Here is a 26,303-nt window from a genome sequence, read left to right as displayed (position 1 = left end):
AGGAACCATGGCTGACATAGACGATTTCAACGCGGACGACGAACCCCAGGACACGCAGGAGAATCTGCCCGCCAAGAAGACCGACATGACGGTCCCCGAGATGCGCCAGTGGCTGCGCAACTACGTGGCCAAGGCCACCGGGCAGTCGCCCGACTCGATCGACGAGTCGGTGCCGATGGTCGAGCTGGGCCTGTCGTCGCGCGACGCCGTGGCGATGGCCGCCGACATCGAGGACATGACCGGCGTCACGCTGTCGGTCGCGGTGGCGTTCCAGCACCCGACCATCGAGTCGCTGGCCACCCGGATCATCGAGGGCGAACCCGAGCGGCCCGACGACGACGTCGACATCGTCGACTGGTCGCGCAAGGGGCCCGCGGAGCGCGTCGACATCGCGATCGTGGGTCTGTCCACCCGGCTGCCCGGCGACATGAACAGCCCCGACGAGACCTGGCAGGCGCTGATCGAGGGCCGCGACGCCATCACCGACCTGCCCGAGGGCCGCTGGGAGGAATTTCTGGAGGAGCCGCGGCTGGCCGAGCGGGTCGCCAAGGCCCGCACCCGCGGCGGCTACCTGAAGGACATCAAGGGCTTCGACTCCGAGTTCTTCGCGATCGCCAAGACCGAGGCCGACAACATCGACCCGCAGCAGCGGATGGCGCTGGAGCTGACCTGGGAGGCGCTCGAGCACGCGCGCATCCCGGCGTCGAGCCTGCGCGGCGAGGCGGTCGGCGTGTACGTCGGCGTCTCCAACCATGACTACGGCTTCTTGGCCATCTCCGACCCGACCGTCGCGCACCCGTATGCGATCACCGGCAACTCGCCGTCGATCATCGCGAACCGGGTGTCCTACTTCTACGACTTCCGCGGGCCCTCGGTCGCGGTGGACACCGCGTGCTCGAGCTCGCTGGTGGCGATCCACCAGGCCGTGCAGGCCCTGCGCAACGGCGAGGCCGACGTTGCGGTGGCCGGCGGCGTCAACGCGCTGATCACGCCCGCGGTGACGCTGGGCTTCGACGAGATCGGCGCGGTGCTGGCCCCCGACGGCCGGATCAAGTCGTTCTCCGCCGACGCCGACGGCTACACCCGCTCGGAGGGCGCCGGCATGCTGGTGCTCAAGCGGGTCGACGACGCGCGCCGCGACGGCGACCAGATCCTGGCCGTGATCGCCGGCACCGCGGTCAACCACGACGGCCGGTCCAACGGCCTGATCGCGCCGAACCAGGACGCGCAGGCCGACGTGCTGCGCCGGGCCTACAAGGACGCCGGCATCGATCCGCGCAACGTCGACTACATCGAGGCGCACGGCACCGGCACCGTCCTCGGTGACCCGATCGAGGCCGAGGCGCTGGGCCGGGTCGTCGGCAGGGGCCGTCCGGCCGACCGTCCGGCGCTGTTGGGCGCGGTGAAAACCAATGTGGGGCACATGGAGTCGGCCGCCGGCGCGGCCAGCATGGCCAAGGTGGTGCTGGCGCTGCAGCACGACAAGTTGCCGCCGTCGCTCAACTTCGCGGGCCCCAGCCCGTACATCGACTGGGACGCGATGCACCTGAAGTTCGTCGACCAGGCCACCGACTGGCCGCGCTACGGCGGCTACGCGCTGGCCGGGGTGTCCAGCTTCGGCTTCGGCGGCGCCAACGCGCACGTGGTGGTCCGCGAGGTCCTGCCCCGCGACGTCGTCGAAAAGGAGCCGGAGCCCCGGCCCGAGGCCACCGAAGCGGCCGAAACGCCTACGTTCGAGGCGCACTCGCTGCGGTTCGACGACTTCGGCAACATCATCCCCGACGCCTCCGCGGCGGCCGAGGAGGAAGAGCCCGACCTCCCGGAAATCACCGAAGAGGCGCTGAGCCTCAAGGAGGCCGCGCTGGAAGAGCTTGCGGCGCAAGAGCTTCCGCCACCGGTTATTCCGCTTGTCGTCTCGGCGTTCCTGACCTCGCGGAAGAAGGCCGCGGCCACCGAGCTCGCGGACTGGATGGAAAGCCCCGAGGGCCAGGCGTCGTCGCTGGAATCGATCGGGCGGTCGCTGTCTCGCCGCAACCATGGTCGCTCGCGCGCGGTGGTGCTGGCGCACGACCACGAGGAGGCCATCAAGGGCCTGCGCGCGATCGCCGAGGGCAAGCAGCGGCCGAACGTGTTCAGCGTCGACGGGCCGGTGAGTAACGGCCCGGTGTGGGTGCTGGCCGGTTTCGGTGCGCAGCACCGCAAGATGGGCAAGAGCCTGTATCTGCGCAACGACGTCTTCGCGCAGTGGATCGAAAAGGTCGACGCGCTGGTCCAGGACGAGCTGGGCTACTCGGTGCTCGAGCTGATCCTCGATGACTCGCAGGACTACGGCATCGAGACCACCCAGGTCACCATCTTCGCGATCCAGATCGCGCTGGGCGAGCTGCTCAAGCATCACGGCGCCAAGCCCGCCGCGGTGGTCGGACAGTCGCTGGGCGAGGCCGCGTCGGCCTACTTCGCCGGCGGCCTGTCGCTGCGCGACGCCACCCGGGCCATCTGCTCCCGCTCCCATCTGATGGGCGAGGGCGAGGCGATGCTGTTCGGCGAGTACATCCGGCTGATGGCGCTGGTGGAATACTCCGCCGAGGAGATCAAGACGGTGTTCTCCGACTTCCCCGACCTCGAGGTGTGCGTCTACGCCGCGCCCACGCAGACGGTCATCGGCGGCCCGCCCGAGCAGGTGGACGCGATCATCGCCCGCGCGGAATCCGAGGGCAAGTTCGCCCGCAAGTTCCAGACCAAGGGCGCCAGCCACACCTCGCAGATGGACCCGCTGCTGGGCGAGCTCGCCGCGGAACTGCAGGGCATCAAGCCGATGAGCCCGACGTGCGGCATCTTCTCGACCGTGCACGAGGGCAGCTACATCAAGCCCGGCGCCGAGCCCATCCACGACGTCGACTACTGGAAGAAGGGGCTGCGCCACAGCGTCTACTTCACCCACGGGATCCGCAACGCCGTCGACAGCGGGCACACCACGTTCCTGGAGCTGGCGCCCAACCCCGTCGCGCTGATGCAGGTGGGCCTGACGACGGCGGACGCCGGCCTGCACGACGCCCAGTTGATCCCGACCCTGGCGCGCAAGCAGGACGAGGTCGAGTCGATCGTCTCGACCCTGGCGCAGCTGTACGTCTATGGGCATGACCTGGATCCCCGAACGCTGTTCACCCGCGCGACGGGGCCCCGCGACTACGCGAACATTCCGCCGACCCGGTTCAAGCGCAAGGAGCACTGGCTGGACGTGCACGTCGCCACCAGTAGCGGCTCGGTGCTCATGCCCGGCAACCACGTCGCGCTGCCGGACGGCCGCCACGTCTGGGAGTACGCGCCCAAGGGGTTGACGGACCTGGCGGCGCTGGTGAAAGCCGCTGCTGCGGAAGTCCTTCCGGGCGCGCAGCTGACGGCCGCGGAGGAGCGGGCCAAGCCGGGGGAGGGCTCCCGGTTGGTGACAACGCTGACCCGGCATCCCGGGGGCGCGTCGGTTCAGGTGCACGCGCGCATCGACGAGTCGTTCACGCTGGTGTACGACGCGCTGGTGACCCGGGGCGGCGCCGAGTCGGTGCTGCCGGCGGCGGTGGGCGCGGGCACGGCGATCGCGGCCCCGTCCAACGGCGCGGCGCCGGCGCAGGCTCCCGCCGAGGGCTCGGAGGAGGAGGCGCTCGGCGACAGCCTGACCAACCGGTACATGCCGGCCGGTTTCACCAAGTGGTCACCGGACTCCGGCGAGACCATCGCCGACCGGCTGGGCGCGATCGTCGGCGCCGCCATGGGCTACGAGCCCGAGGACCTGCCGTGGGAGGTGCCGCTGATCGAGCTGGGCCTCGACTCGCTGATGGCGGTGCGGATCAAGAACCGCGTCGAGTACGACTTCGACCTGCCGCCCATTCAGCTGACGGCCGTGCGCGACGCGAACCTCTACGCCGTCGAGAAACTGATCGAGTACGCGGTCGAACACCGCGACGAGGTCGAGCAGCTGGCCGAGCACCAGAAGACGCAGACGGCCGAGGAAATCGCCCGGGAGCAGGCCGAGCTGCTCAGCGGCGCGACGGCCACGTCGGTGGTGGCGCCGGCGCCCGACCCGCAGGCCGAGCCGGAGACGCAAGCGCCGCCGGCCTCCGACGTTGCGGTCCCGCCGCCGCCGACGAACCCGTCGGGGCCCGGCGCGAACGGCGGACAGCCGAAGGTGTCCGGGGTGGCCGAAGCGCTCAACCAGGAGGCGGTCGCCAAGGCGCTGAACTCCGACGTGCCGCCGCGCGACGCCGCCGAGCGGGTCACCTTCGCCACGTGGGCGATCGTGACCGGCAAGTCACCTGGCGGCATCTTCAACCCGCTGCCCAAGCTGGACGCCGACACCGCCGCCAAGATGGCGGAGCGGCTATCGGAGCGCGCGGAAGGCCCGATCTCCGCCGAGGACGTGCTGACGTCGGCGACCGTCGAGGCGCTGGCCGAGAAGGTGCGCGAGTACCTGGAGGCCGGGGTGGTCGACGGGTTCGTCCGCACGCTGCGGGCGCGGCCGGAGGGCAGCACCAAGCCGCCGGTTTTCGTGTTCCACCCGGCCGGCGGCTCGACGGTGGTCTACGAGCCGCTGCTCAACCGGTTGCCGTCCGACACCCCGATGTACGGCCTCGAGCGGGTCGAGGGGTCGATCGAAGAGCGTGCGGCGCAATACGTTCCGAAGCTGATCGAAATGCAGGGCGACGGGCCGTACATTCTTGCCGGCTGGTCGCTGGGCGGCGCGCTGGCCTACGCCTGCGCGATCGGCCTCAAGCAGATGGGTAAGGACGTCGAGTTCGTCGGCCTCATCGACGCGGTGCGGCCGGGCGAGGAGATCCCGCAGACCAAGGAGGAGATCCGCAAGCGCTGGGACCGCTACGCGCGGTTCGCCGAGAAGACCTTCAACGTCAGCATCGACGAGATCCCGTACGAGCAGCTCGAGGAGCTCGACGACGCGGGGCAGGTCCAGCTCGTGCTCGACGCGGTCAAGGCGAGCGGGGTGCAGATCCCGGGCGGGATCATCGAACACCAGCGCACGTCGTATCTGGACCAACGGGCCATCGACACCGCCGAGATCCAGCCGTACGACGGGCACGTCACGCTCTACATGGCCGATCGCTACCATGACGACGCGATCATGTTCGAACCGCGCTACGCCACCCGCAAGCCGGATGGCGGGTGGGGCGAGCACGTGGCCGACCTCGAGGTCGTGCCGGTCGGTGGCGAGCACATCCAGGTCATCGACGAGCCGATCATCGCCAAGGTGGGCGCGCACATGACCCAGGCGCTGAACGGGATCGCTGCTAAAACCAGCCAGAGAAGTTAGGTAGGCGAGTAGTGACCGAAACCGTCCCGGCTCCCGTTCAGCACACCACCGCGGAAAAGCTGGCCGAGCTGCACGCTCGCCTCGAGCTGGCCAAGGAGCCCGGCGGCGAGAAGGCCGCGGCCAAGCGCGACAAGAAGGGCATCCCGAGCGCGCGCGCCCGCGTGCACGCGCTGGTCGATCCGGGCACCTTCTTCGAGATCGGGGCGCTGGCCAAGACGCCGAACGACCCGAACGCGCTGTACGGGGACGGGTGCGTCACCGGTCACGCCATGATCGACGGCCGGCCGGTCGGGGTGTTCTCCCACGACCAGACGGTGTTCCAGGGCACCGTCGGCGAGATGTTCGGCCGCAAGGTCGCGCGGCTGATGGAGTGGTGCGCGATGGTCGGGTGCCCGATCATCGGCATCCAGGACTCCGGTGGCGCCCGGATCCAGGACGCGGTCACCTCGCTCGCCTGGTACGCCGAGCTGGGCCGCCGGCACGAGGCTTTGAGCGGGCTGGTGCCGCAGATCTCCCTCATCTTCGGCAAATGCGCTGGGGGAGCGGTGTATTCGCCGATCCAGGACGACCTCCTCGTCTCGGTGCGCGACCAGGGCTACTTCTTCGTCACCGGGCCCGACGTGATTCGGGAGGTCACCGGCGAGGAGGTCACCCTCGACGAGCTCGGTGGCTCCGACGCCCAGGCCCGCTACGGCAACATTCACCAGGTCGTCGACTCCGAGGCGGAGGCGTTCCAGTACGTCCGCGACTACCTGTCGTTCCTGCCGTCGAACTGCTTCGACAAGCCGCCGATCGTCAATCCCGGTCTGGAGCCGGAGATCACCCCGACCGATCTGGAGCTCGACGCCATCGTGCCCGACTCCGACAACGCCGCCTACGACATGCACGAGATCCTGCTGCGCATCTTCGACGACGGCGACTTCCTCGACGTCGCCGCGCAGCACGGGCCCGCCATCATCACCGGGTACGCGCGCGTCGACGGCCACCCCGTGGGCGTGATCGCCAACCAGCCCATGCACATGTCGGGGGCGATCGACAACGAGGCGTCCGACAAGGCGGCGCGGTTCATCCGGTTCTGCGACGCGTTCAACATCCCGCTGGTCTTCGTGGTGGACACGCCCGGCTTCCTGCCGGGTGCCGAGGAGGAGAAGCGGGGGATCATCAAACGCGGCGGCCGGTTCCTCTACTCCGTCGTGGAGGCCGACGTGCCGAAGGTGACGATCACGGTGCGCAAGTCCTACGGCGGCGCGTACGCCGTGATGGGCTCCCGGCAGCTGACCGCCGACTTCAACTTCGCCTGGCCGACGGCGCGCATCGCGGTGATCGGCGCCGAGGGCGCCGCGCAGCTGCTGATGAAGCGGTTCCCCGACCCGACCACCCCCGAGGCGCAGCAGATCAAGAAGGACTTCATCGAGGGCTACAACCTCAACATGGCGATCCCGTGGACCGCCGCAGAGCGCGGCTTCATCGACGCGGTCATCGACCCGCACCAGACCCGGCTGCTGCTGCGCAAGTCGATGCATCTGCTGCGGGACAAGCAGCTGTGGTTCCGCGTCGCCCGCAAGCACGGCCTGATCCCGGTCTAGCCTCCTTCGCGCTAAAGGGTGAGCGCCCCGTCGACCAACTCGTCGAACCGCTCCAGCGCCTCGTCGGAGTCGGCGTCGATGCCGCGCAGCGGCCCCCGATCGGCCAGGTAGCGCTGCGCGTACAGCCGCGCGACGAGCGCCTTGCGCTCCCCGCCGCCGGTCTCCCGCTCCCACGCGGCCTGCTCGGTGAGCAGGGCGCCCGCGTAGACGTCGCCCATGAACTGCGCCAGCGGAAAAAGCCGCGCCTCGGCGACGCCGCCGTCCAGCTTGCCCCACGCGGTGATCGCCGCATCGAGGTCCTCGACGCGGTTCGCGACCAGGCGAGTGGTCTCGTCGTCATCGGACACCGACACGGCGTCGCGCAGTCGCGCCAGCAGCGCCTCGTGGGCGCCGGCCCGTTCGATGCCGCGCCGCACATCGAGGCACAGGATGTTGTCCGGGCCCTCCCAGATGGTGTTCACCTGCGCGTCGCGCAGCAGCCGGGCCACCGGCCACGTCTCGATATAGCCGTTGCCGCCGTGGATTTCGATCGCATCCGACGCCGCGGTGATCCCGAGCCGGCACACCTTCAGCTTGGTCACGGGGACCGCGATGCGCTGCCGCACGGCGCGGGGCTGGCGGTGGTTGGCGGCGCCGGTGCCGTCGAAGACCAGCGCAAGCGCCGCCTCGACGTCGACGATCATCTCGGCGAGCTTGCGCCGCATCAGCGGCTTGTCGATGAGCGCGCCGCCGAAGGCGTGGCGCTGCCGGGCGTAGCACAGCGACTCGACCAACGCGCGGCGGGCGTTGGCGAGCCCGAACTGCGCGATGCCCAACCGCGCGGCATTGGTCAGCTCCATCATGCGGCCGAGTCCCCGGCCGTCGGCCGGGCCGGTGTCCGCGCCGGGTTCACCGGACAGCAGGAACGCCTCGGCGTCGACGAACTCGACCTCGCCGGAGGCCACCGAGCGGGTGCCGAGCTTGTCCTTGAGCCGGCGCACCCGCACGCCGTTGCGTGAGCCGTCGCGGCGGTCGCGCAGCACGAGGAAATTGGCGACGCCGCGGGTCGAGTCCGGCGCCCCTTCGGGCTTGGCCAACACGACGAACGCCTCACCCGCGCAATTGGACGCAAACCACTTGAAGCCGTTGAGAATCCAGGCGTCACCGGCGGGCGTGGCCGTCGTCTCGAGCGCGCCGAGGTCGGAGCCGCCGGTGCGTTCCGTCAGCAACTGGGCCGTCTCGCCCGCCCATTCGCCGGAGGCGAACTTCCCCAGCACGTGCTCGGCCACATCGGGCGGCGCGTAGGCGGACACCAGCGACTGCACCATCCCGCCGCCGGTGCCCAGCGCGCAGCCCATCCCGATGTCGGCCTGGTTGAGCAGATAATTCGACGCGAACAGCGCCAGGCCCGAGCTCACCTTGGCGCGGCGCGCCGCGCCGCGCAGGTCCTGCTGCGCGTCGAGCACCGCGCGCTTGGACTGCGTGAACGACGCCGGCATGACGACGCGGCTGACGTCGTGTCCCCACCGGTCGTAGCGTTCCAGCCGGGGCGGGTTGCGGTCGGTTTCCTCGGCCCAGCGCGCCCACCTGCCCGCCCATCAGGTCACCGATGCGCGCGAGATGGGGCTCCAGCACGGCCAATTCATCGGGCTGCAGGTAGTAGGCCATGGTGAACCGCAGGGTGGGATCGGTCAGGTACCAATTGAGACCCACCGCTCCGCGGTAGTTGTCGGTCTCGTAGCGCTGCGACTTCTCTTCGGTGGAGAACGGCAGCCTGTCCACCGGCTCAGCGGCGTAGTCGCTCATGAGAAAGACGCTACGCCAAGGCGGTCGTCATGCGGTGGCGCGCAGCGGTCGCCGCCGATAGACGCCCACGGCGGCGCCCGCCACCGCACGGTGGGCGAGTGCGTCGGGGTCGGTGATCAGTACATCCTTGCCCTGCAACGTGATCCAGCCGCTGGAAACGAAATCGCGCAGCGCTTTGTTGACCGACACGCGGTCGGCGCCGACGAGTTGAGCCATCTCGTCCTGGCTGAGCTCGTGCGCGACCCGCAGCCCATCGCGCTCGCGGGTGCCAAATCGCCGGGCCAGTAACAGCAGTTGGTGCGCCACGCGGGTGGCCACATCGCTGGAGATGAGTTGGATGAGTTGGTCCTCGGTATGTTGCAGCCGCTGGTTCAGTGCGCGCAGCAGTTGCTCGGCGATCACCGGCCGGTGGGCCATCCAGGCACGCAGCGTGGCGCGGTCCACCCACACCGCGCGAACGTCGGTGATCGCCGTGGCGGTGCAGGATCGGGGACCCGGATCGAACACGGCCAGCTCGCCGAAGACGTCCGTCGGGCCCATGATCGCCCGAAGATTGTCGCGGCCGCCGGGGCCCCGCAAGCTGATTTTGACCTTGCCCGTGACGATGATGTACACCCGATCACCGGGGTCTCCCTGGGAGAAAATTACTTGTCCCGCCGTGAATTCGGCCGTACTCAGTTGCCTGATCATCGCCGAGGCGGTCTCGGGTTCGACGTGGCGCAATATCCCGGCCTCGCGCAGCAGCCGCGTCAGGATTTGGTCCACGTCGCTCACGAAAGTTCTCCTCGTCGGTGTCAACCGGTCGCCGGCCCGGTGAGGAAAACCAGACGGAAATTGCCGATCTGGATCTCGTCGCCGTTGGCCAGCACCGCCGAATCGACGGGTTCGCGGTTGAGATAGGTGCTGTTCAGGCTGCCGAGGTCGACGACCCTGAAGTGGCCGTTCTCCCTTCGGAATTCGGCGTGCCTGCGGCTGACCGTGATGTCATCGAGGAAGATGTCGCTGGCCGGATGCCGTCCTGCCGACATGATGGGTTGCTGTAAGACGAATTGCGACCCGGCATTGGGGCCCCGCTTCACGATCAGCATGCCCGAGCCCCGCCCCATCGTCGCCATATCTTCGACCGCCGCGTCGGCGACGGCCGCCGACGTGTCGAACTCGTCGCGCAGGTTCGTGCGCAGAGCGGGGCCGATGTCCGCGGTGCTTTCGTCGGGCGCTGGCGTGGACACCGTCGTGGTCACGCTGCCCGCGGAAGATCCGCGGTGGTGGCCGCCGCGTGCGATGCCGGCCGGCGGGGCGCCGGGGCCCAGCCGATGTAGGTCAGATACAGCCCGACGAGGGCGAAGACGATGCAAAGCGAAATCCACCAGCCCTGCGCGCCGATCATGCTGTTGGCCACCGCGACAAAAGCCTTGGGAAAGGCCACCAGCAGCAACCCCCGCAGCACGATGAGCCAGCCCAACGACGAAACGATGATCGCCACGGCGCCGTTCCAGTGCTGATGAGCGGCCACCAAGACCAGCCCGAACAGCAGAATGAAGGCGCCGCTGACAAACGCCCACATCGAATTCGCCTCGAACTGCGACAGCAGCGTCTGCATGTCCGAAGCGCGCGCCACCGCCGTGACGTCCACGATGACGAGGAATGGACCGAGGACGCGCGCGAAAAAGCGCGTCCGTGCCAAAGACTCCGCTGAAGCGTTCATCGGCGTGCCTTTCATCCGACGCCCGTCTTTACTCGACACCTGTATCGGACCATTCGACCGAGGGGTCGAAATAGGGACCGAAGTCCCGTAGGTGCGGGGCGTTCGTCCTCGGAGACGACCGGGTTACCGGATCAGCGCGCCGGCCCCGAACGGGTTATACCGGCACCAGGAATTCGGACGTGTAGTACTCGGCGGGGTTTTGCGAGTTCGGGTTTGCGCGCTCGACAATCACCCACACGCCCGTCGTGCCCGGCCGAATGCCGTCTTGGACGGTCACCGTCGCGTTGCCGGCGCCGTCGGTGTCCATCCCGGTAAAGGCGGTTCCGGGCGCCCCGGGGCCACATGTCGCTGACGAGGGGCGCGGTTCCTGAATGAGGCCGACGTCGTAGTGCGTGCCCGGCTCGTTGGGGATCGCCACGTGCACCTGCGCGACGGCTGTCGATCCGGAGGTGCTGATCAGCGCCGAACCGGTGCCCTCTTCCGCCCGCGGGATCCACGCCGCCTCGTTCACCCTGCTGAAATCGCAGCGCCGGTTGTCACCGTCGAGAACGACCCTGGTGCCGCCCTGGGCGGCCGCGTGGACGATCTGGAAGGTCGCCGCCGGGGAGATCGCGACGGCAAGCGCCGCGGCGGAGGTACCTAAGCGGGTCAGAGTGTGCATCGGGCCACCTTTTAACGGAAGTGTTAGTTACCCCACACGGGAGATAGGTATTGACCCGGAGTTCCGCACATTAAACATTTGCTCGACGATTACCGGAACGTCAATTAAGGCCGATTATTCGACCGGCGACAAATTAACGTTCAGGAGTTAGCTAGGGCTTGATTCGGATCTCGCCCGGTGACCACAACCCGCTGCGGGTCGCGGTGCCCAGATCGAGCTGCGCAGGCCGGGCGTCGGCAATGGTGTCGAACTTGCGCAACGAGCCCCAGTCGCGGCCCCAGTCGCGGGACAGGTAGGTCGACATCACGTGGGCGCGCAGCAGCAGGTCGGTGATGCCCAGCAGGCCGCCGTTGACGCCGTCCTCCCAGGTGTCGGTGTCCTGCTTCTTGGCGTTGTAATCGGGCGTGATGCGGAACTTCGGGATCTCGGTGACGCCGTTGACGTGCAGCATCGGCTGCTGGCACGGGAAGGCCAGCCCGACGGCCCAGTCCAGCAACACCGGCTGCGACGAGCCGACGTACTCCTGCAGCGAGCGCAGCTCCGGCACCCGCGGCGGGGTCACCGCGATCCAGTCCTCCGGCGTCAGGGACAGGTCCTCGGCCACCACCCGGACCGCTACCGCGTCCGCGGGCATCTGGGACCGGGCGAAGCGCAGGTTGCGCCACACCTTCGGCTGCTCCCCGTACAGGTCGTAGGGCACCAGCCGCCCGGCCGGCAGCACGTCACCGCCCGGGCCGGGCCTGCCGTATTCGAGGACGACCGTCTGGCCCGCGGTGTGGCCGTGCAGCACGCTGTTGCCCGTGATGGTGCCCGCGGCGGTCACCACCACCAGCGGATGCCCGTCGTCGGGCTTGGGCAGCTGATACCACGCCGACGTCAGCTTGCTCTGCTGTTGCGGGCCGGTGGTGTAGCTGCCGGCCACCGGAACGTGATCGGGATCCAGGCCGTACGGCAGTGGCACCAGCGACCCGTTGATGCCGGGTGCGCTCAGCTTGGTCGGCCCATACCAGTCGTAGTCGGTGCCCGGTTGCGGCACCGCCGTCTCGCGGACCGCCTCGGCCAGGGTGCGCTCCGGTATCCCGTTGGGCGAGAAGCCCATCGGATTCACCCCGCCCAGCGGGCCCAACGGGCCGAAGCTGTCGGGCAGCGGCGCCATGAAGCCCGCGTTGCTGTCCGGCTCGACGAGCACGTCGTCGGCCAGCGCGCAGCCACCGGCGAATTCCCGCAGGTTCGACCAGCCGTTGGAGTAGGTGGGGTATTGGCGCACGATCCCGGCGACCATCGAGGCGACGAACACCAGCGCCATGAACCCGGCCGCGAGTGGCACCGGCGCCGCCGTCACCGCGCGGGCCAGTCGGCCCTCGCCGCGATCCCGCGGCGCGAAGTGCAGCCAGGTCGCCCAGAGCGCGGCGATCGCGAAGAGAGCGAAAAAGACTGTGCTGACGGTGATTCCGGCGAGCTTCGGCATGGCGCTGTTGAACGGCACGCCGTAGCTGGACACGTACCACCAGCCGTTAAAGGTGGCGAAACACAGCGCCAGCACGAACAACACCGCCGCCGCGAACGCCATGCGGTTGCGCGACCAGCGCAGCACCTCGTGCGACACCAGCACCGTGGTCAGGGCCGCCATCGCCGCGCCCACCGCGGCGAACAGCCCGAAGTGGTGCACCCACTTGGTCGGCGTGAACATCAAGAAGAACATGGTGCCGAAGATGACACCCATCAGCCGCCACGCCGGCCCGCGGGCCACGCCGGGAATCCGCTTGCGCCGCAACATGATGAACACGGCGGTGAACAGGCACAGCGCGGTGATCAGGAAGCCGAATCGCCGCGACACCGCGCCGTCGACGGTGGGCAGGAACAGGTAGTAGTAGCGCAGGTTCTCGGTGTACCACGCCTGGCTCGGACCGATCGCGGTACGAATCCTGGTGGCTTCCAGCACCGTTGACAGGGTCTGGTCGGCGAAGACGACGGTGAGGATCACGAAACCGGCGGCCAGCATCGGGGCGACCAGCGGCCAGGTGCCGACCAGGCGGTGACGGTGGACCAGGATGCGCACGATCGGACGGCCACCGGCGATCAGCGCGGCCACGGCGATGAGGCCGGTGGGCTGGACGGCCAACGTGAATGCCGCGGTGATGACCGCCAGCGCCGCCGGCGTCAGGCGGCTGTAGCGCATCGACCGCTCGATCAGTACGTAGGTGACCAGCGAACCGAGCGCGATGATCGGCTCGGGGCGCAGCCCGTTGTTGAACGGCATCCACGCGGTGAGCAGGACCAGGCCGGCCGCCCAGTTAGCGGCGGCGCTGGAGGTCACCGCCGGCCCCAACCGGGGCAGCACCTCCCGCGACAGCAGCAGCCAGCACACCAGCCCGGCGATCAGGTCGGGCAACCGCATCCACAGGCTGTGGTCGCTGACGTGGGTCATCAGCGCCAGCAGGTTGTAGTACCAGCCGAACGGGTCCTCTGGGCTGCCGAACCAGCGGAAATAGTTGGACATGTAGCCGGCGCGGTCGGCGACCCGGGCCATGCCCAGGATGTAGCCGTCGTCGGAGGAGTTCGCGCCGATCAGGTGCCACAGCAAGAAGCCGAATATCACCGCGGCGTCGACCAGGGTGAACTTGCGCCAGTTCTGCGGAATCCAGCGCCGCATGCGCCGGCCGTCCAGCTGATCCAGCCGCCACAGGGCGATCAGCGCCACGATGGTCGACAGGATCGCCACGATCATCGCCGCCAGCTTCAGCGTGGTCGGCGTGGTGGAGAACCGGGTGTCGATGGTCGCCGAGAACCGCAGCCCCGGCGGCGCCGGCCCGGTCAGGTCGGTGAACACGCCCACGATCTGCGGCCGCAGGTTGGGGTCGGCGAAACCCCCGCCCACCGGCTTGCCCGCGGGGTCGGTCAGCCCGACGAAGGTGGCGAAGGTGCCCGCGCGGGTGGAGGTGACCTCAATGCGCTGGCAATTCGGGGATGCCGCCTGATCCCGCGGCACGCTGGCGATCACCACGTTGCGGTCGGTGACGTCGACGCGCTGGCTGCTGGCCACCACGAACAGCGCGTTGAGGGCGGCGTCCTTGCCCTTCTTGGGCGCGGTACTGAGCACCACCCCGCCGTCGGGCGGCAGGCCGCGCACCACGGCGCACGGCACGCTCGCCGTCACGTCGACCGGCGTCAACGAGATCAACGGCGCGGTAACGCTGTTCAGTTGGCCGTTTTGCGGCCAGTTCAGCATCGCGGTGGTCTGCACGACCGGCAGCAGCGGCGTCGCGACCGACAAGACGAAGCCGAGCAACCCCGCGATCGTCGCGACCCAGCGCGTCACGCGCACGCCGTCGCGGGCCTCGCCCCGCGCGGCGGCCGCCTGCTGTTCGTGGTTGATGACGCTCACGGCAGCGCCCTGATCGGTCCCTGCCGGCTCCAGCCGCGCACTGTGGTCACACCCTGTTCGACGACGGCCGGCGGCGCCTGGTCGGCCGGCACCAGCGGGAAGTACTGCTCGACCGATCCCCAGTCGCGGTACCAGTCGCCCCGCAGGTATGTCGAGATCGTCGAGGTGCGCAGCATCGCCTGGGTGAACAGGAACGGGCCGCCGGCTTCGCCGGCCTCCCACCCGTTCGACGACGCGGCCGTCTGTTTGTGGTCGGGCAGAAGCCGGTACTGCGGAAGTTCGGCCACGCCAAGGTGCTCGGAGAACGGCCGCTGGCACGGGAAGTTGGCGGCGGTGGCGACGTCCATCAGCACCGGCGTGCGCGATCCGATCAGCCGCTGGAGGGTCTGCAGCACCGGGACGCGCGGCGGCGTGAACGCGAACCACTGCTCGGAACTCAGGTTCGGGTCGTAGGCGACGATGCGTGCCACGTTTGCCTCCGGCGGCGCCCAGGTCAGCGGGAACCGCAGGTTGCGCCACGCCGGTTCCGGCCCGATGTCGATCGGCTGTACCTCCGCGAGCGGCTGGGTGGAGCCGTCGGGCCGGGCGACGCCCCACTGCAGTTTGAGCTGTTGCCCGTAGGTGAAGGTGCCATCCTCTTTATACGACCAGATGGCGCCGGCGGCCGAAACCACCACCAGCGGCCGGTCGCCGGTGCGCGGCGGCAGCTGGTACCAGGCCGAGGTCGCGGTGGCGGCCAGCGAATTCTCGCCATAGCTGCCCATCACCGGCGTGCGCGCCGGGTCGAGGCCGAACGGCAGCGCCGCGTGCGATCCGTTCACCCCGACCGGGCCCCGCCCGCCGGCCGTGCCCGCCGAGTCGCTCATGGTGGCGTTGGGCTTGTTGGGCGACGCGTCGGAGTTCACCACGCCCGGCTTGGTGACCACGGGGTAGGACCTCAGGTCGTCGCCGACGCCCTCGGGCTTGAACCCGACGGGGTTGACGCCCCCCAGCGGGCCCGCGGGTCCGTACTGCTGACCCGGAACCGGTTGCAGCAGGCCGGCATTGGGGTCGGGCTCGGCCAGCACGTCGTCGCCCATGGCGCAGCTGTTCGGCGACAGGCCGCTCGTGATCGCGGCCAGGTTCGCCTTGGCGGTCGTGTAGAGCGGGTAGCGGAAGACGGCGCCCTTGGCCAGCGAGCCCACCTCGCCGAGGACCATGATCGTCGCCACCACCAGCAGCGGGGTGGAGGCCAGCACGCGGTTGCGCCGGTTGTCCTTGACCTCGGTGTGCCCGGCGTAGTCCATCCGGAAGTGCTGCCAGCCGGCGAGCAGGCCGGTGATGATCGACAGCGTCAGGAACATCGACGTCACCGGGTGGCTGGCGACGACGGGTTGGATGTCGTACCACGGCACCCCGTAGTTGCCGACGTAGAACCAGCCGTTGATGCCCGAGGTCGCCCACGCCAGCACGAACAGCAGCGCGGTGACGTACAGCGTCAGGTTGCGGCGGCTGTGCAGGCCGATCCGGGCGAAGGCGAACGCGGTGACCGCGCCCAGGGCGCCGGCCAGCCCGGCGAACGCGCCGAACTGCACGGCCCACTTCGTCGGCGTGAAGGTCAGCAGCAGCAGGCCGACCGCGGTGGTGCCGATCAGCCGCCACGCCGGGCCGGCGGCCAAACCGGGCACCCCGCCGCGTCGCAGCAGCACGACCAGCATCCCGAACAGGCACAGAAGCAGCACGAGGACGGCGAATCGCCGCGCCATGGACCCGTCGGGGTTGGACTCCACCGTGAGGAAGTAGTAGCGCAGGAAGTCCTGATACCAGGCGATGGTCGGGCCGACCTTGTATTTGATGCGCGCCGACTCCGCCACCGTGGCCAGCGTCTCGCTGCGGAACACCACCACCAGGATCAGCGCGAACGACGCGGCCAGCACCGCCAGCGGTGCGAGCAGCCCGTCGGTCGCCCGGCGGCGGCGGATCGCCTGGGCGACGGCGCGGGCCCCGGTCAGCAGCGCGGCGACGGCGATCAGCCCCTGTGGGGCCAGGGCCGCCGAGAGCATGGCGACGAAGACGGCGACCGCGGCGGGCGCGATTGCACGCAGGGCGATCGCGCGTTCCACCAGCATCCAGGTCGCCACGACGCCCAGCGCGATCAGCGGCTCGGGTCGCAGCCCGTTGTTGAACGGCAGCCAGGCGGCGAGGAACACCGCGCCCGCGGTGAGCACCGCAACCCGGTTGCCGCCCAGGCCGCCCCTGCCGGGGCCCAGCCTGCGCAGCATCCAGTGGCTGATGATCAGCCAGCACGCGACGCCGGCCAACAGGGCCGGGATGCGCATCCACACGCCCGCCGTGCTCACCGACGCGAGCTTGGCGAGCACCGCGAGATACCAGTCGAACGGCGCGTCGGTGGTGCCGAAGAAGCGGTAGTAGTTGGCGACGTAGCCGGCCTTCGGTGCGACCCGGGCGATGGTGAGGTTGTAGCCGTCGTCCGACGACGTCGCGCCGATCACGTGCCAGAGCAGCAGCGTTCCGATCACGCCGACGTCGGCGAGCCACGTCGCGGCGCCGATGCGCGGCCACGAGGGCCTGCGGATCCGCGCCCCGCGGTCGCGCCGATCGAGCGCCGCCATCGCGGCGATGGATACCAGCACCGCGAGGGTGCCCACGGCCATGACCGCCGCCTTGAGTGCGGTGGGCGCCGTGATGAACCGGGTGTCGACGTCGACGCGGGCCGAAAGTCCCGGCTGCGCGGGCACTTTCAGGTCGGTGAAGATCCCGCCGACCTGTGGTTTCTTCTCCGGCGGCAGGGTGCCGGACGCGCCGGGGATGCCGACGAAGTCCGCGCCCGCGGCACCCGCGTCGGCCCAGAGGTGCAGGACGCTGCAGGCGCCGGCCGCGACCGCCGAGCGCTTCGCCACCGCGGCCACGGTGTCGCGGAACGCGACGACGATCACGTCCTTGTCGGCCCGCACGAAGAGCCCGTTCTTGCCGGTGTCCACTCCGGCCGCCGGCAGGGTCGACACCACCAGCCCGCCGGCCGGGGGCAGGGTGGCCATCGCCGGGCACGGGATGGAGATGTCCAGCGCGCGCGGCGCCCCCGACACCAGCGGGGCGGTGACCTGCCCGACGTGCCCGTCCGCCGCTCCCTGGGGCCACAGGACGGTCGCGGTCGTCTGCTTCACCGGGAGCAAGGGAACGGTGATGCACAACAGCAGGCCGATGAGTCCCGCGGCGACGGCGATCGACCGTGAGGTGCGCGGCGATCGCTCAGTACGGTCGTGGGGCACGAGGCTCGATGGTAAGGGACGCGACTGAGTGACTTGAGGACGCAGGGCCGCCGCGACGCGCCGATGATTTGCCGCGCCCCTTCCACGAAATAAACTCTCGTGTCAAGAACGGCCCCGATGACCCAGGAGGCTGGCGGCGCGATGACGAGTGCAGGTCTCGGGTTTGGTGCCTTGGGACCGTTGCTGATGACCAGCCATGGGGTGCGGGTCCCGGTCGGCGCGCCAAAGCAGCGGGCGGTGCTGGCCATGCTCTTGATCAACCGCAACCGGCCGGTGTCCGTCGAGTCGCTGATCAATGCGGTGTGGGATGAGGATCCGGTGCCCGCCGCGCGCACCAGCATCCAGGCCCACGTGTCCAACCTGCGCCGGCTGCTGCGCAGCGCCGGCGTCGACCCATACCAGGTGCTGGCGAGCGCGCCGCCGGGGTATCAGCTGAGCGTCGCCGACGCCGACTGCGACCTGGGGCGCTTCACCGCCGCGAAGGTCGCGGGCAACCAGGCCGCCGCCGCGGGCCGCTTCGACGAGGCCAGCCGGCACTTCTCGTTGGCGCTGGGCGAATGGCGCGGGCCGGTGCTCGACGACCTGCACGACTACGCGTTCGTCGACGCCTTCGCCACCGCACTGATGGAAGAAAAGGTGGCCGCTCACACCGCGCGCGCCGAGGCCGAGATCGCGTGCGGGCGGGCCGCTGAGGTGATCGGTGAGCTCGAGGCGCTCACCGCCGAGCATCCGTACCGTGAACCGCTGTGGGCGCAACTGATCACCGCCTACTACGTCACTGAGCGCCAATCCGACGCGCTCGGTGCCTACCGGCGGCTCAAGACGGCCTTGGCCGAGGGGCTCGGCATCGACCCGGGCCGCACCGTCAGCGCACTGCACGAACGAATCTTGCGCCAGGAACCGTTGGGCCTGAGGCGGGCCGACCTGACCACGCACAAGCGTGACGTGTACCGGCAGGAGTCGACGACCGCGGGGATCCAACTGGCCGAGTCGGTACCCGCCGGGCTGCGCGACCAGACCGGACGGCTCCACCCGCTCACCGGCGCCATCACCCGGATCGGGCGCTTCACCGACAACGACGTCGTTCTGGACGACACCGACGTCAGCCGCCACCACGCCGTCATCACCGACACCGGAACCGGCTTCATGATGACCGACCTGCGGTCCACCAACGGGGTGGAAGTGCAGGGGCAGCGCATTCGCGGCAGCGCCGCCCTGGCCGACGGCGACCGCATCCGCATCGGCGGCCACGAGTTCACCTTCGAAACGCGCCCGGCCTGAGGCTATTTCGTGAGCCGCTTGGCCAGCGTGGGCAGGCCCGGCCCGTCCAGGTCCGCCAGCGCCGCCGGCCGGCCCGCCATCGCCATCAGCAGCGCCTCGCCCGGGCCGGTGACCTCGGGCCCGCGGCCGTGCGTCCAGTCGATGTCGTTGGCGCGCAGGCAAAGTCCCCTGATGCGGCGCCCGGCGCCGAGCCTGGGATTGCCGGGCACCAGATCCAGCACCCGCTGCAACCGGTCGGTGGGGACGGCGCGCGGCCGGCCGAGCGAGCGCCGGATGTCCTGGTGGTGGATGGTGCCGTCGACGAGCGCGATCATGCCGCCGAAGCCCGCGGTCAGCCCCTTCGGGGTGAGGTGGTCGCGCACAAAGTCCAGCAGCTGTTGCGGGCTCAGCGCGGCGAACTCGTCGACGCCCACCTGGTTGGCCCGCACCACCCAGCCCTTCGCGAACCGCCTCAGCAGACCCGCGGGGCCTAACTCCTCGTAGCTGATCACATGCGCCACAACGTCTTTGACGGTCCACTTGGAGCACAGGGTGGGCGCCGCCCAGTCCTGCGGGGTGAGCGTGGCCAGGAAGTCGGCGAGGTCGGCCCGCTCGGCGCACGCCATCGTCATCAGGGTCGCGGTCATGGGCGCGCCCCGGCGCTGAGCAGCCGCGCGTAGCGATCGAGATACAGCGGCCAGCCGGCGTCCCCGTCGACGCCGTCGGCGACCGACTCCCAGCCGGCGCCGTGCCGGTCCAGGTTGCGGTGTTCGAGCTCGACGCGGGTGCGGTCACCGGGCTCGGCGGTGAACCGAACCTCGACCTCGCTGGTCTTGGACGGATCGGCTTCCAGCTGCCAGGTCGGGCCGATGTCCCATGTGAACGTCACGCGGTGGGGCGGCTCGTAGACCAAAACCCGCGCCCACCGGCATTCGCTGCCGTCGACGCCGCGGTCGTAGATGTGCCCGCCCACCCGCGGCTCGAACACGGTCTCGGCGATGGGAACGGCCAGCAGGTTGTGCTCGCGCGGTTTGAAGTCGCCGAAGCGCTCGGTGAAGGCGGCGAACGCTCGCTCGATCGGGGCGTTGACGACGACGTGGTGGGTGACGTTCGGTGTCCGCGTCATGACGGTTCTGCCTCCATTTCCTCGACGGTTTTCGCGAAGCCGGCCAGCGCCTGGGCCCAGAATCGGTCGAGCTCACCGCGCAGCGCCTCGAGGCCGGTCGGGTCCAGTTGATAGACGCGCCGCGTGCCGGCGGCCCGGTCGCGGACCAGGCCCGCGGATTTGAGCACCTTGAGGTGCTGCGAGACGGCCGGCCTGCTGACCGGCAGATCGCGGGCCAGCTCGCCGACCGCCGCCGGCCCGTGCGAGAGGCGTTCGACGATCGAGCGCCGGGTGCCGTCGGCCAGCGCCAGCCATGCGTCACCGACCGTTTGGTAAGTGGCCACGAACCGTAAGTCTAGACTTACCGATGCCCCGGGATCAAGGGCCCGTCGCGCCGCAAGAATTTCGCAATCGGCATGCGCCACACTTCCGCTGTCTTCAGCCGCCGAGGCAGAGGAGGAAACCCATGAGCGCCCATCGCTACGCGCAGCGGCTCATCGCCGGGGGCCTGTTGTCGGTCACCTTCGCCGTGGCCGGGGTGGGGCTTGCCGCCGGCACCGCGCAGGCCAAGCCCCGCGGTCCGTACCAATGGTGTCCGGGCCAACACCTGCCGGAGACCGACGTGGTGTGGGACATGAACGTCTGCCACACCTGGTACTGGGTCGACTACGGATTCCAGGCCAACCGCGGTCATTTCGTCTACGAGGGCGACACGCCTCCGCCAGACTTGGGCTGCATCCCCGGGCTGTGCCTGCCCGGCCTGTGACGACGAGAGGAGTTGACAGCGATGAACACGCTGAAGCGGATGATCGCCGGGGCGGTGCTGTCGACCGGCGTGGCGATGGCCGGCCTCGGCGCCGCCACCGGAATCGCACACGCCGATTCCTGGGCGGAGGGCCCCCATCAATGGTGTCCGGGACAGCCCCTGCCGCAGGCCGACATCCGGTGGGACATGGGCGTCTGCCACACCTGGTACCTGCTGGTTGGCGGCCCGAAGGGCAACGTCGGTGGCCGCTGGAACACGATCTGGGACGGCGCTGATCCGCCCGCACCGATCCGAAAGCCGCCGGGAAACTGCGGCCTGTTCTGGTGTCCTGAGCCGCCGGGAAGCTGAAGCACGACGCTAGGTACGGCGCAGCGGGCCCGGATTCCACAGGCCGCTGCGCGTCGCGACCCCCAGCTGCAGATCGGCGGGCCGGGCGTTGGGGTAGTACGGCGTCAACCGCTGCAGCGAGCCCCAGTCGCGGGACCAGTCGTCCTTCAGATACGTCGCAATCGTGGTCGCCTTCACCAATAGCTCCGTGACGCCCAACGGGCCGCCGCCGTTGTTGTCCATCACCGGCGAGTTCGCCTCGGCGCCGAATCGGTCCGGCAGGATGCGCCATTTGGGTGTCTCGTCGACGCCGTTTTGGTGGCCGAACGGTCGCTGGCAGGGGAAGGCCAGCCCGACCAACCAGTCCAGGAAGACCGGGTCGGACGAGCCGACCACGTCCTGCAGCGTGCGCAGGTGCGGAATCCGCGGGGGCGTCAGCGCGATCCAGTGCTGCGGCGCCAAATCGTCGTCGTCGGCGACCAGGCGGATCTGGGTGGCGGTGCCGGGGATGGCGGACAGCGCCAGTCGCAGGTTGCGCCACGCGGGGGACGCTCCCACGTCCGACAACTGGAAGGACCCGCCGGGGTGTCCGCCGGCCGCTTGGTCGTCGGTGGCCCACTGCACCTGGACCTCGCGGGGGTCGAAGCGGCCGGCCGCGCTGACCACCAGCAGCGGCCCCGCCTTGTCGCGGGCGGGCAGGCGGTACCAGCCCGACCGCAGGTGAGCGGGCAACTGGATGCCCGGCCGCCAGCTCCCCAGCACCGGCGTGCGCGCCGGGTCCAGGTTGTAGGGCAGCTGGGCCACCGAGCCGTTGATTCCCGGGGCGGGCGTGGTGCCGCCCTCGGTGCCGGCCTCCGCGCCGGTGGTCACCTTCTCGTCGCCGAGGAAGCTGCGGTCGCCCGGACGTTCCATCACCGGGTCGGCGCGGACGTCGGCTGGAATGCCGTTGGGCGTGAACGCTTCCGACAGGCCCGCGCCCAGGGCTTCTCCTACTGACGGGCCCACCGGGCCCGTCACGGGTGCCAGCATGCCGGCGTTGGGGTCCTGTTCCACCAGCACGTCCTCGGCCAGGCCGCAGGACTTGCCGGTGAGCGCCTCGAGGTTGGAGCGGCCCACCGTCCATGCGGGGTACTGGTCGGTCATCGCCAGCGTCAGCGACGCCACCTCGAAAACCACCAGGATCCACGTCGCAATTGCCAACGGGGACTGGACAATTCCGGCGACTCGCGCGCCCAGGCGGGTTTTGGGTGCGCCGTTGTGGGGATCGACGAAGTGGAACCACGCCGCCAGCAGCAGCACCAGCAGGGTGAGCCCGAGCAGCGCGGTGGCGAAGGCGTAATGCCAGGCGGGGAACGAATTCGACCAGGGCACACCGAAATTGGAGACGTACCACCAGCCGTTGACGCTGGCGAAGGACAACGCCACCAAGAACAGCACCACGGCGGCGAACACGGTGCGGTTGCGCCGGGACCGCATCGCCACGGCCGTCATCGCGACCGCGGCGAGCGCGCCCAGCGGCCCGGCCAGGCCGGCGAACACCCCGAAGTGGTGGGTCCATTTGGTCGGCGTGAACATCATCGCGACGAACGAGATGATGGTGATGCCGACGATGCGCCGGCTCGGCCCGGCGGCGGTGCCCGGAATCTTGCCCTTGCGCAACGACATTGCGACGGTTATCCCAAGCGCCAGCACCAGCGCCAGCACCGCGAAGCGGCGGGCGACGGACCCGTCGGGGCTGGCCATGAACAGCCGCTCGTAGCGGAGGTGTTCGTCGAACCAGCTGAGGCTGGGCCCGACGGCGCGCTTGAGGGCGGTGGCCTGGATCTCGCCGGCCAGCGTCTGGTCGCGGAAGATCAGGATCGCGGTGACGGTGACCGCGGCCAGCAGGGGCGCCACCAGTGGCAGGGCGCCGAACAGTTTGGACCTCCGGTGCAGGATCGTCCGCAGCGGCCCGATCGCGACCAGCAGCGCGCCGATCGAGGCGATGCCCGTCGGCCCGGAGAACAGGGTCAGCGCGCCGATGATGCAGGCGATGGCCACCGGCAACAGCCGGCTGGTGGCCACCGCGCGTTCGACCGAGCACCAGGTCAGCAGGATGCCCAGGGCGATGATCGGCTCGGGTCGCAGGCCGTTGTCGAGCGGCAGCCAGACCGCGAGGAACATGCCTGCCGCCGTCCACGCCGCCGCCCGGTTCTGCTTGACGGCGTGGCCCAGCCGGGGCATCACCTCGCGGCTGATCACCCACCAGCACGTCAGCGCCATCGCCAGGGTGGGCAGCCGCATCCAGATGCTGGTGGTGCTGACGTGGGCCCACACCGCCAGCAGGTCGTAGTACCAGCCGAACGGGGCCTCGGGGGTGCCGAACCAGCGGTAGTAGTTGGCCATGTAGCCGGCGTGCTCGGAGACCCGCGCCATGGTCAGGATGTAGCCGTCGTCGGACGTGTTGGCGCCGACGAAGTGCCACCACACCAGCACGGCGATGACGAGGGCGTCCAGACCGCCGACGGACCACCAGCGCGCGGGCAGGAAACGGCGGTGCCGGGTCCCGTCGGCGGTGTCGAGGACGTGCAGGGCGATCAGGGCGGCTGCCGTCAGGACCACCCCGAGGATCATCGCCGCCATCTTCAGCGTGGTGGGGCTGCTGCTGTAGCGGGTGTCGACGGTCGCCGAGAAGCTCAGGCCGGGCGGGGCCGGCCCGCTCAGGTCGGTGAAGACGCCGACGATCTGGGGCCGGAAGTCGTAGCCACTTTTCTCCCCGCGCAGCGGCGCGCCGGGATGCTCGGCGTTGGGTCCCTGCGTCAGGCCGACGAATTCGGCGGTGACCTTCTCGGCGTGGGCGGTGAAGGTCAACCGTTGGCAGGCCGGGCTGAGCACCTCGCTCAACGGGGCGGTGACCACCGCGACGTTGCGCACCACGAGCACCAGGTAGTCGTTGGCGCGCTGGATGAGCAGGCCGCGGTCGACGGCCTTGGGGGCCTGCTTGGGCACCGTGGACAGCAGCACCGTCTTGCCCGCGTTCTGCGGTCCCGCCAGCCCGGCGGCGGCCTGACACGGCACGGTGACGTTCAAATCGGTGGCGACGTAGCCGATCAGCGGGGCGTCGACGCTGTTGAAGGCGCCATTCTGCGGCCAGTTGAGTTGGGCGGTGGTCTGGTTGACCGGCAGCAGCGGCGTCGCGATCGCCAGCAGGGCGCCGAGCAGACCGGCGACGATAGCAACCACCCGAGCGATCCGGTAGTTACCTCCCGCGTCGTCCACGGGGGTAGATGCTAGTTCCAGCCGCTACGAGGTCGGCTTGCGGATCGCCAGCACGAACGGCCCGACGCTGTCGACGACGAAGTGCGGATCGGCGAACAGGGCCGCCGGCAGATCGACGGTATACCGCCGAACGTTGGGCTGGTTGGGGTACACGTCCTGCGCCAGCCGCAGTGTGTAGGTGCTGTTCGCCCCGCGGCGCATGAGGAAAACCGTCGGTGGGGGCCACGGCGAGGCGTCCAGCGCATCGATGAATGCGTCGGCGGTCTTGAGCTTGGACCACTTCTCGATCTGCGCCGCCCGCAGGTCGAACTGGGCCAGCGGGTTGGCGTAGTGCGACGTCAGGCCCTGGAACCCCCAATAGGGGTAGTAGGACAGGAAGCTGTAGTCGGCCGTCATGACGACGATCTGGTCGCGCGGCTTGCCGGTCACCTTGAGGATGGCGGCGTCGATGACGGGGTAGAACTTCTCGGAACTCGGCGGCCGCCGGTCGCCGCGCTGGCCGTGGCCGTCGGTGTCCGTGTAGGCGATGGTCAGGTCAGGGCGCAGCACGTCGGGGATGTCCTGGCTGAACGCGATCGCGCCGGTTAGCCCGATCGCGGCGGCCACCGGCACGATCGCGCGCCCGCGCGGGGCGAGCGCCGCGACGGCCTCGACGAAGCCGAACACCCCGGCGGCGACCAGCAGCACGCTCAACGTCGGCTGCAGCCGGAAAGAGAGCAGCGTGGTGCGCGCCAGCGTGGTCAGCATCGACAACAGCGACCACAGGTACACGGCGAGCACGCCGACGGCCAACGCCCCCGCCCGCACCGAGGTGCCCGCGCGCACGACCAGCCACAGCGTGCCCAGCATGCAGAGCGCCCCCAGCAGCGAGAACTGCAGCATCGGGAAGGTCAGTTCGGCGCCGTCGGCCGGCAGGTAATGAAAGGCGCTGCCGCTGTTGCTGACCGGGCTGTGGGCCGCGCGCAGCACGAACGGCAGCCAGGTGGTGCTCGCGATGGCCGCCGCGATGACGGCGATCAGGGCCAGCCGGCGCAGCGGGTCGAGCGCCGCCCGGAAACCGTCCCGCCGCCAGCGGGCACCGGATACCAGCGCCGCCATGAGCGCCACCGCGAACGCGCTGAAGGCCAGCAGCAGCGAGTACCAGGTGGCCGCCCAGCCGAGGAACAGCCCGGCGCCGAGCACCGCGGCCCAACCGCCGCGCGCGCCGGCCCGCAGGCCCGACCACGTCAGCACCAGCACCGGCGGCAACATCACCGTGATCATCGCGGCGTAGGGCTCCGGCGAGCTGTAGGCCAGGGTCACCGCTGCGGTCGCGGTGGTGACGATCAGCGCGTATTCGAAGCGGATCATCCGCCACCACAGCACCAGCGCGACGGCGACCGCGATGGCGATCGAGGTGATCGCCCACGGCTTGTACATCTCCCAGGCCGGGGTGCCCGTCAGCGCCGCGACGCGGCCGCCGATCCAGAACCAGCCCGGCGGGTAGAAGGTCGGCAGCCCGAGGTAGGTCATGTCGTGCAGGGCGGCGCTGTCCGCGAGGCGGGTCAGGTATTCGGTGCGGAACTGCTGGTCGACGGAGATGCCGAACAGGTACAGGTTCGTGGCGCCCAGCGGCATGCCGAGCGTCACGACGGTGAACGCGGACAGGAACGCCAGCCCGCCCAGCCGGGCCAGGACGCGACGCCCCCGGCGCCACAGCCAGCCGACCGCGACGAGCCCGGCCAGGCAGCCGACCTGCCCGACGGTGGTCAGCGCGTGCAGCTGGTTCGACGACGGGAAGGCCGGCCACTGCACGCCGGCGATCGCGATCAGCGACGGCACGGCCACGATCACGGCGACCGCCACCGCCGCGGCCATCTGGCCCAGGGTGGCCAGGGCG

Annotated in this window: 16 protein-coding genes and 1 pseudogene; 5 read left to right on the top strand and 12 right to left on the bottom strand. The window is 69.9% G+C overall.

What is annotated here, in order from left to right; genetic code table 11:
• The first annotated feature begins 7 nt into the window (after window positions 1-7).
• Window positions 8-5,317, top strand: coding sequence for a polyketide synthase Pks13 (gene pks13, locus A5673_RS11650; protein WP_068231643.1), 5,310 nt, complete (start codon window positions 8-10; stop codon window positions 5,315-5,317).
• Window positions 5,318-5,328: 11 nt separating this feature from the next.
• Window positions 5,329-6,903: an acyl-CoA carboxylase subunit beta gene (locus A5673_RS11645; protein WP_068231641.1), complete on the top strand. Its 1,575-nt coding sequence runs from the start codon at window positions 5,329-5,331 to the stop codon at window positions 6,901-6,903.
• Between the two features lie 11 nt (window positions 6,904-6,914).
• Here A5673_RS11645 and A5673_RS11640 read toward each other — a convergent pair.
• The 7 genes and pseudogenes from A5673_RS11640 to A5673_RS11610 all read right to left on the bottom strand — a co-directional run bounded on the left by A5673_RS11640 (window position 6,915) and on the right by A5673_RS11610 (window position 17,708).
• Window positions 6,915-8,688: pseudogene (locus tag A5673_RS11640) on the bottom strand (acyl-CoA dehydrogenase family protein).
• Between the two features lie 27 nt (window positions 8,689-8,715).
• A complete protein-coding gene (locus tag A5673_RS11635; protein WP_369806477.1) occupies window positions 8,716-9,441 on the bottom strand; it encodes a Crp/Fnr family transcriptional regulator in 726 nt (241 codons plus the stop codon).
• A 41-nt stretch (window positions 9,442-9,482) separates the two neighbouring features.
• On the bottom strand, window positions 9,483-9,917 hold the full coding sequence (locus tag A5673_RS11630) for an FHA domain-containing protein (RefSeq protein ID WP_068231682.1): 435 nt from the start codon (window positions 9,915-9,917) through the stop codon (window positions 9,483-9,485).
• Window positions 9,918-9,925: 8 nt separating this feature from the next.
• Window positions 9,926-10,393, bottom strand: a complete 468-nt coding sequence (locus A5673_RS11625) for a hypothetical protein (protein ID WP_068231685.1) — start codon at window positions 10,391-10,393, stop codon at window positions 9,926-9,928.
• Window positions 10,394-10,547: 154 nt separating this feature from the next.
• Window positions 10,548-11,054 carry a hypothetical protein gene (locus tag A5673_RS11620; protein ID WP_068231638.1) on the bottom strand — a complete coding sequence of 169 codons (507 nt, stop codon included), beginning with the start codon at window positions 11,052-11,054 and terminating at the stop codon, window positions 10,548-10,550.
• A gap of 151 nt (window positions 11,055-11,205) precedes the next feature.
• Entirely contained in the window at window positions 11,206-14,430 is a 3,225-nt protein-coding gene (gene embB, locus A5673_RS11615; RefSeq protein WP_231971009.1) for an arabinosyltransferase EmbB, read from the bottom strand.
• 5 nt (window positions 14,431-14,435) lie between these two features.
• Window positions 14,436-17,708, bottom strand: a complete 3,273-nt coding sequence (locus A5673_RS11610; protein WP_068231635.1) for an arabinosyltransferase domain-containing protein — start codon at window positions 17,706-17,708, stop codon at window positions 14,436-14,438.
• Between the two features lie 141 nt (window positions 17,709-17,849).
• On the opposite strand from A5673_RS11610, the gene A5673_RS11605 reads away from it, so the two are divergent.
• Complete coding sequence (locus tag A5673_RS11605) at window positions 17,850-18,989, top strand: BTAD domain-containing putative transcriptional regulator (protein ID WP_068231679.1); 1,140 nt, start codon at window positions 17,850-17,852, stop codon at window positions 18,987-18,989.
• Window positions 18,990-18,991: 2 nt separating this feature from the next.
• On the opposite strand, the gene A5673_RS11600 is transcribed toward A5673_RS11605, so the two are convergent.
• Genes A5673_RS11600 through A5673_RS11590 form a run of 3 tightly spaced genes read right to left on the bottom strand, consistent with a single transcriptional unit; the run spans window position 18,992 to window position 20,417 of the window.
• A complete protein-coding gene (locus A5673_RS11600) occupies window positions 18,992-19,615 on the bottom strand; it encodes a maleylpyruvate isomerase family mycothiol-dependent enzyme (RefSeq protein ID WP_068231632.1) in 624 nt (207 codons plus the stop codon).
• Complete coding sequence (locus tag A5673_RS11595; protein WP_068231629.1) at window positions 19,612-20,094, bottom strand: SRPBCC family protein; 483 nt, start codon at window positions 20,092-20,094, stop codon at window positions 19,612-19,614. Before A5673_RS11595 ends, A5673_RS11600 begins: the two co-directional genes overlap by 4 nt.
• On the bottom strand, window positions 20,091-20,417 hold the full coding sequence (locus A5673_RS11590; protein ID WP_068231626.1) for a helix-turn-helix transcriptional regulator: 327 nt from the start codon (window positions 20,415-20,417) through the stop codon (window positions 20,091-20,093). The genes A5673_RS11595 and A5673_RS11590 overlap by 4 nt, the downstream gene beginning before the upstream one ends.
• A gap of 122 nt (window positions 20,418-20,539) precedes the next feature.
• Between A5673_RS11590 and A5673_RS11585 the strand changes: the two genes are divergently transcribed.
• Window positions 20,540-20,839 carry a hypothetical protein gene (locus A5673_RS11585; protein WP_068231623.1) on the top strand — a complete coding sequence of 100 codons (300 nt, stop codon included), beginning with the start codon at window positions 20,540-20,542 and terminating at the stop codon, window positions 20,837-20,839.
• A gap of 21 nt (window positions 20,840-20,860) precedes the next feature.
• Window positions 20,861-21,187, top strand: coding sequence for a hypothetical protein (locus A5673_RS11580; protein WP_068231620.1), 327 nt, complete (start codon window positions 20,861-20,863; stop codon window positions 21,185-21,187).
• Window positions 21,188-21,196: 9 nt separating this feature from the next.
• Here A5673_RS11580 and A5673_RS11575 read toward each other — a convergent pair whose 3' ends face one another.
• Together A5673_RS11575 and A5673_RS11570 are read right to left on the bottom strand one after the other, a co-directional pair.
• Window positions 21,197-24,445 (bottom strand): arabinosyltransferase domain-containing protein, encoded by a 3,249-nt coding sequence (locus tag A5673_RS11575; protein ID WP_156748095.1) that lies wholly within the window; start codon window positions 24,443-24,445, stop codon window positions 21,197-21,199.
• Between the two features lie 3 nt (window positions 24,446-24,448).
• Complete coding sequence (locus A5673_RS11570; RefSeq protein ID WP_068231614.1) at window positions 24,449-26,281, bottom strand: galactan 5-O-arabinofuranosyltransferase; 1,833 nt, start codon at window positions 26,279-26,281, stop codon at window positions 24,449-24,451.
• Window positions 26,282-26,303 lie beyond the last annotated feature (22 nt).

The organism is Mycobacterium sp. E3198 (assembly GCF_001667015.1).
Lineage (GTDB): Bacteria > Actinomycetota > Actinomycetes > Mycobacteriales > Mycobacteriaceae > Mycobacterium.
Note: the sequence above shows the minus strand (reverse complement) of the source record. Positions and strands in the feature narration are given on the sequence as shown.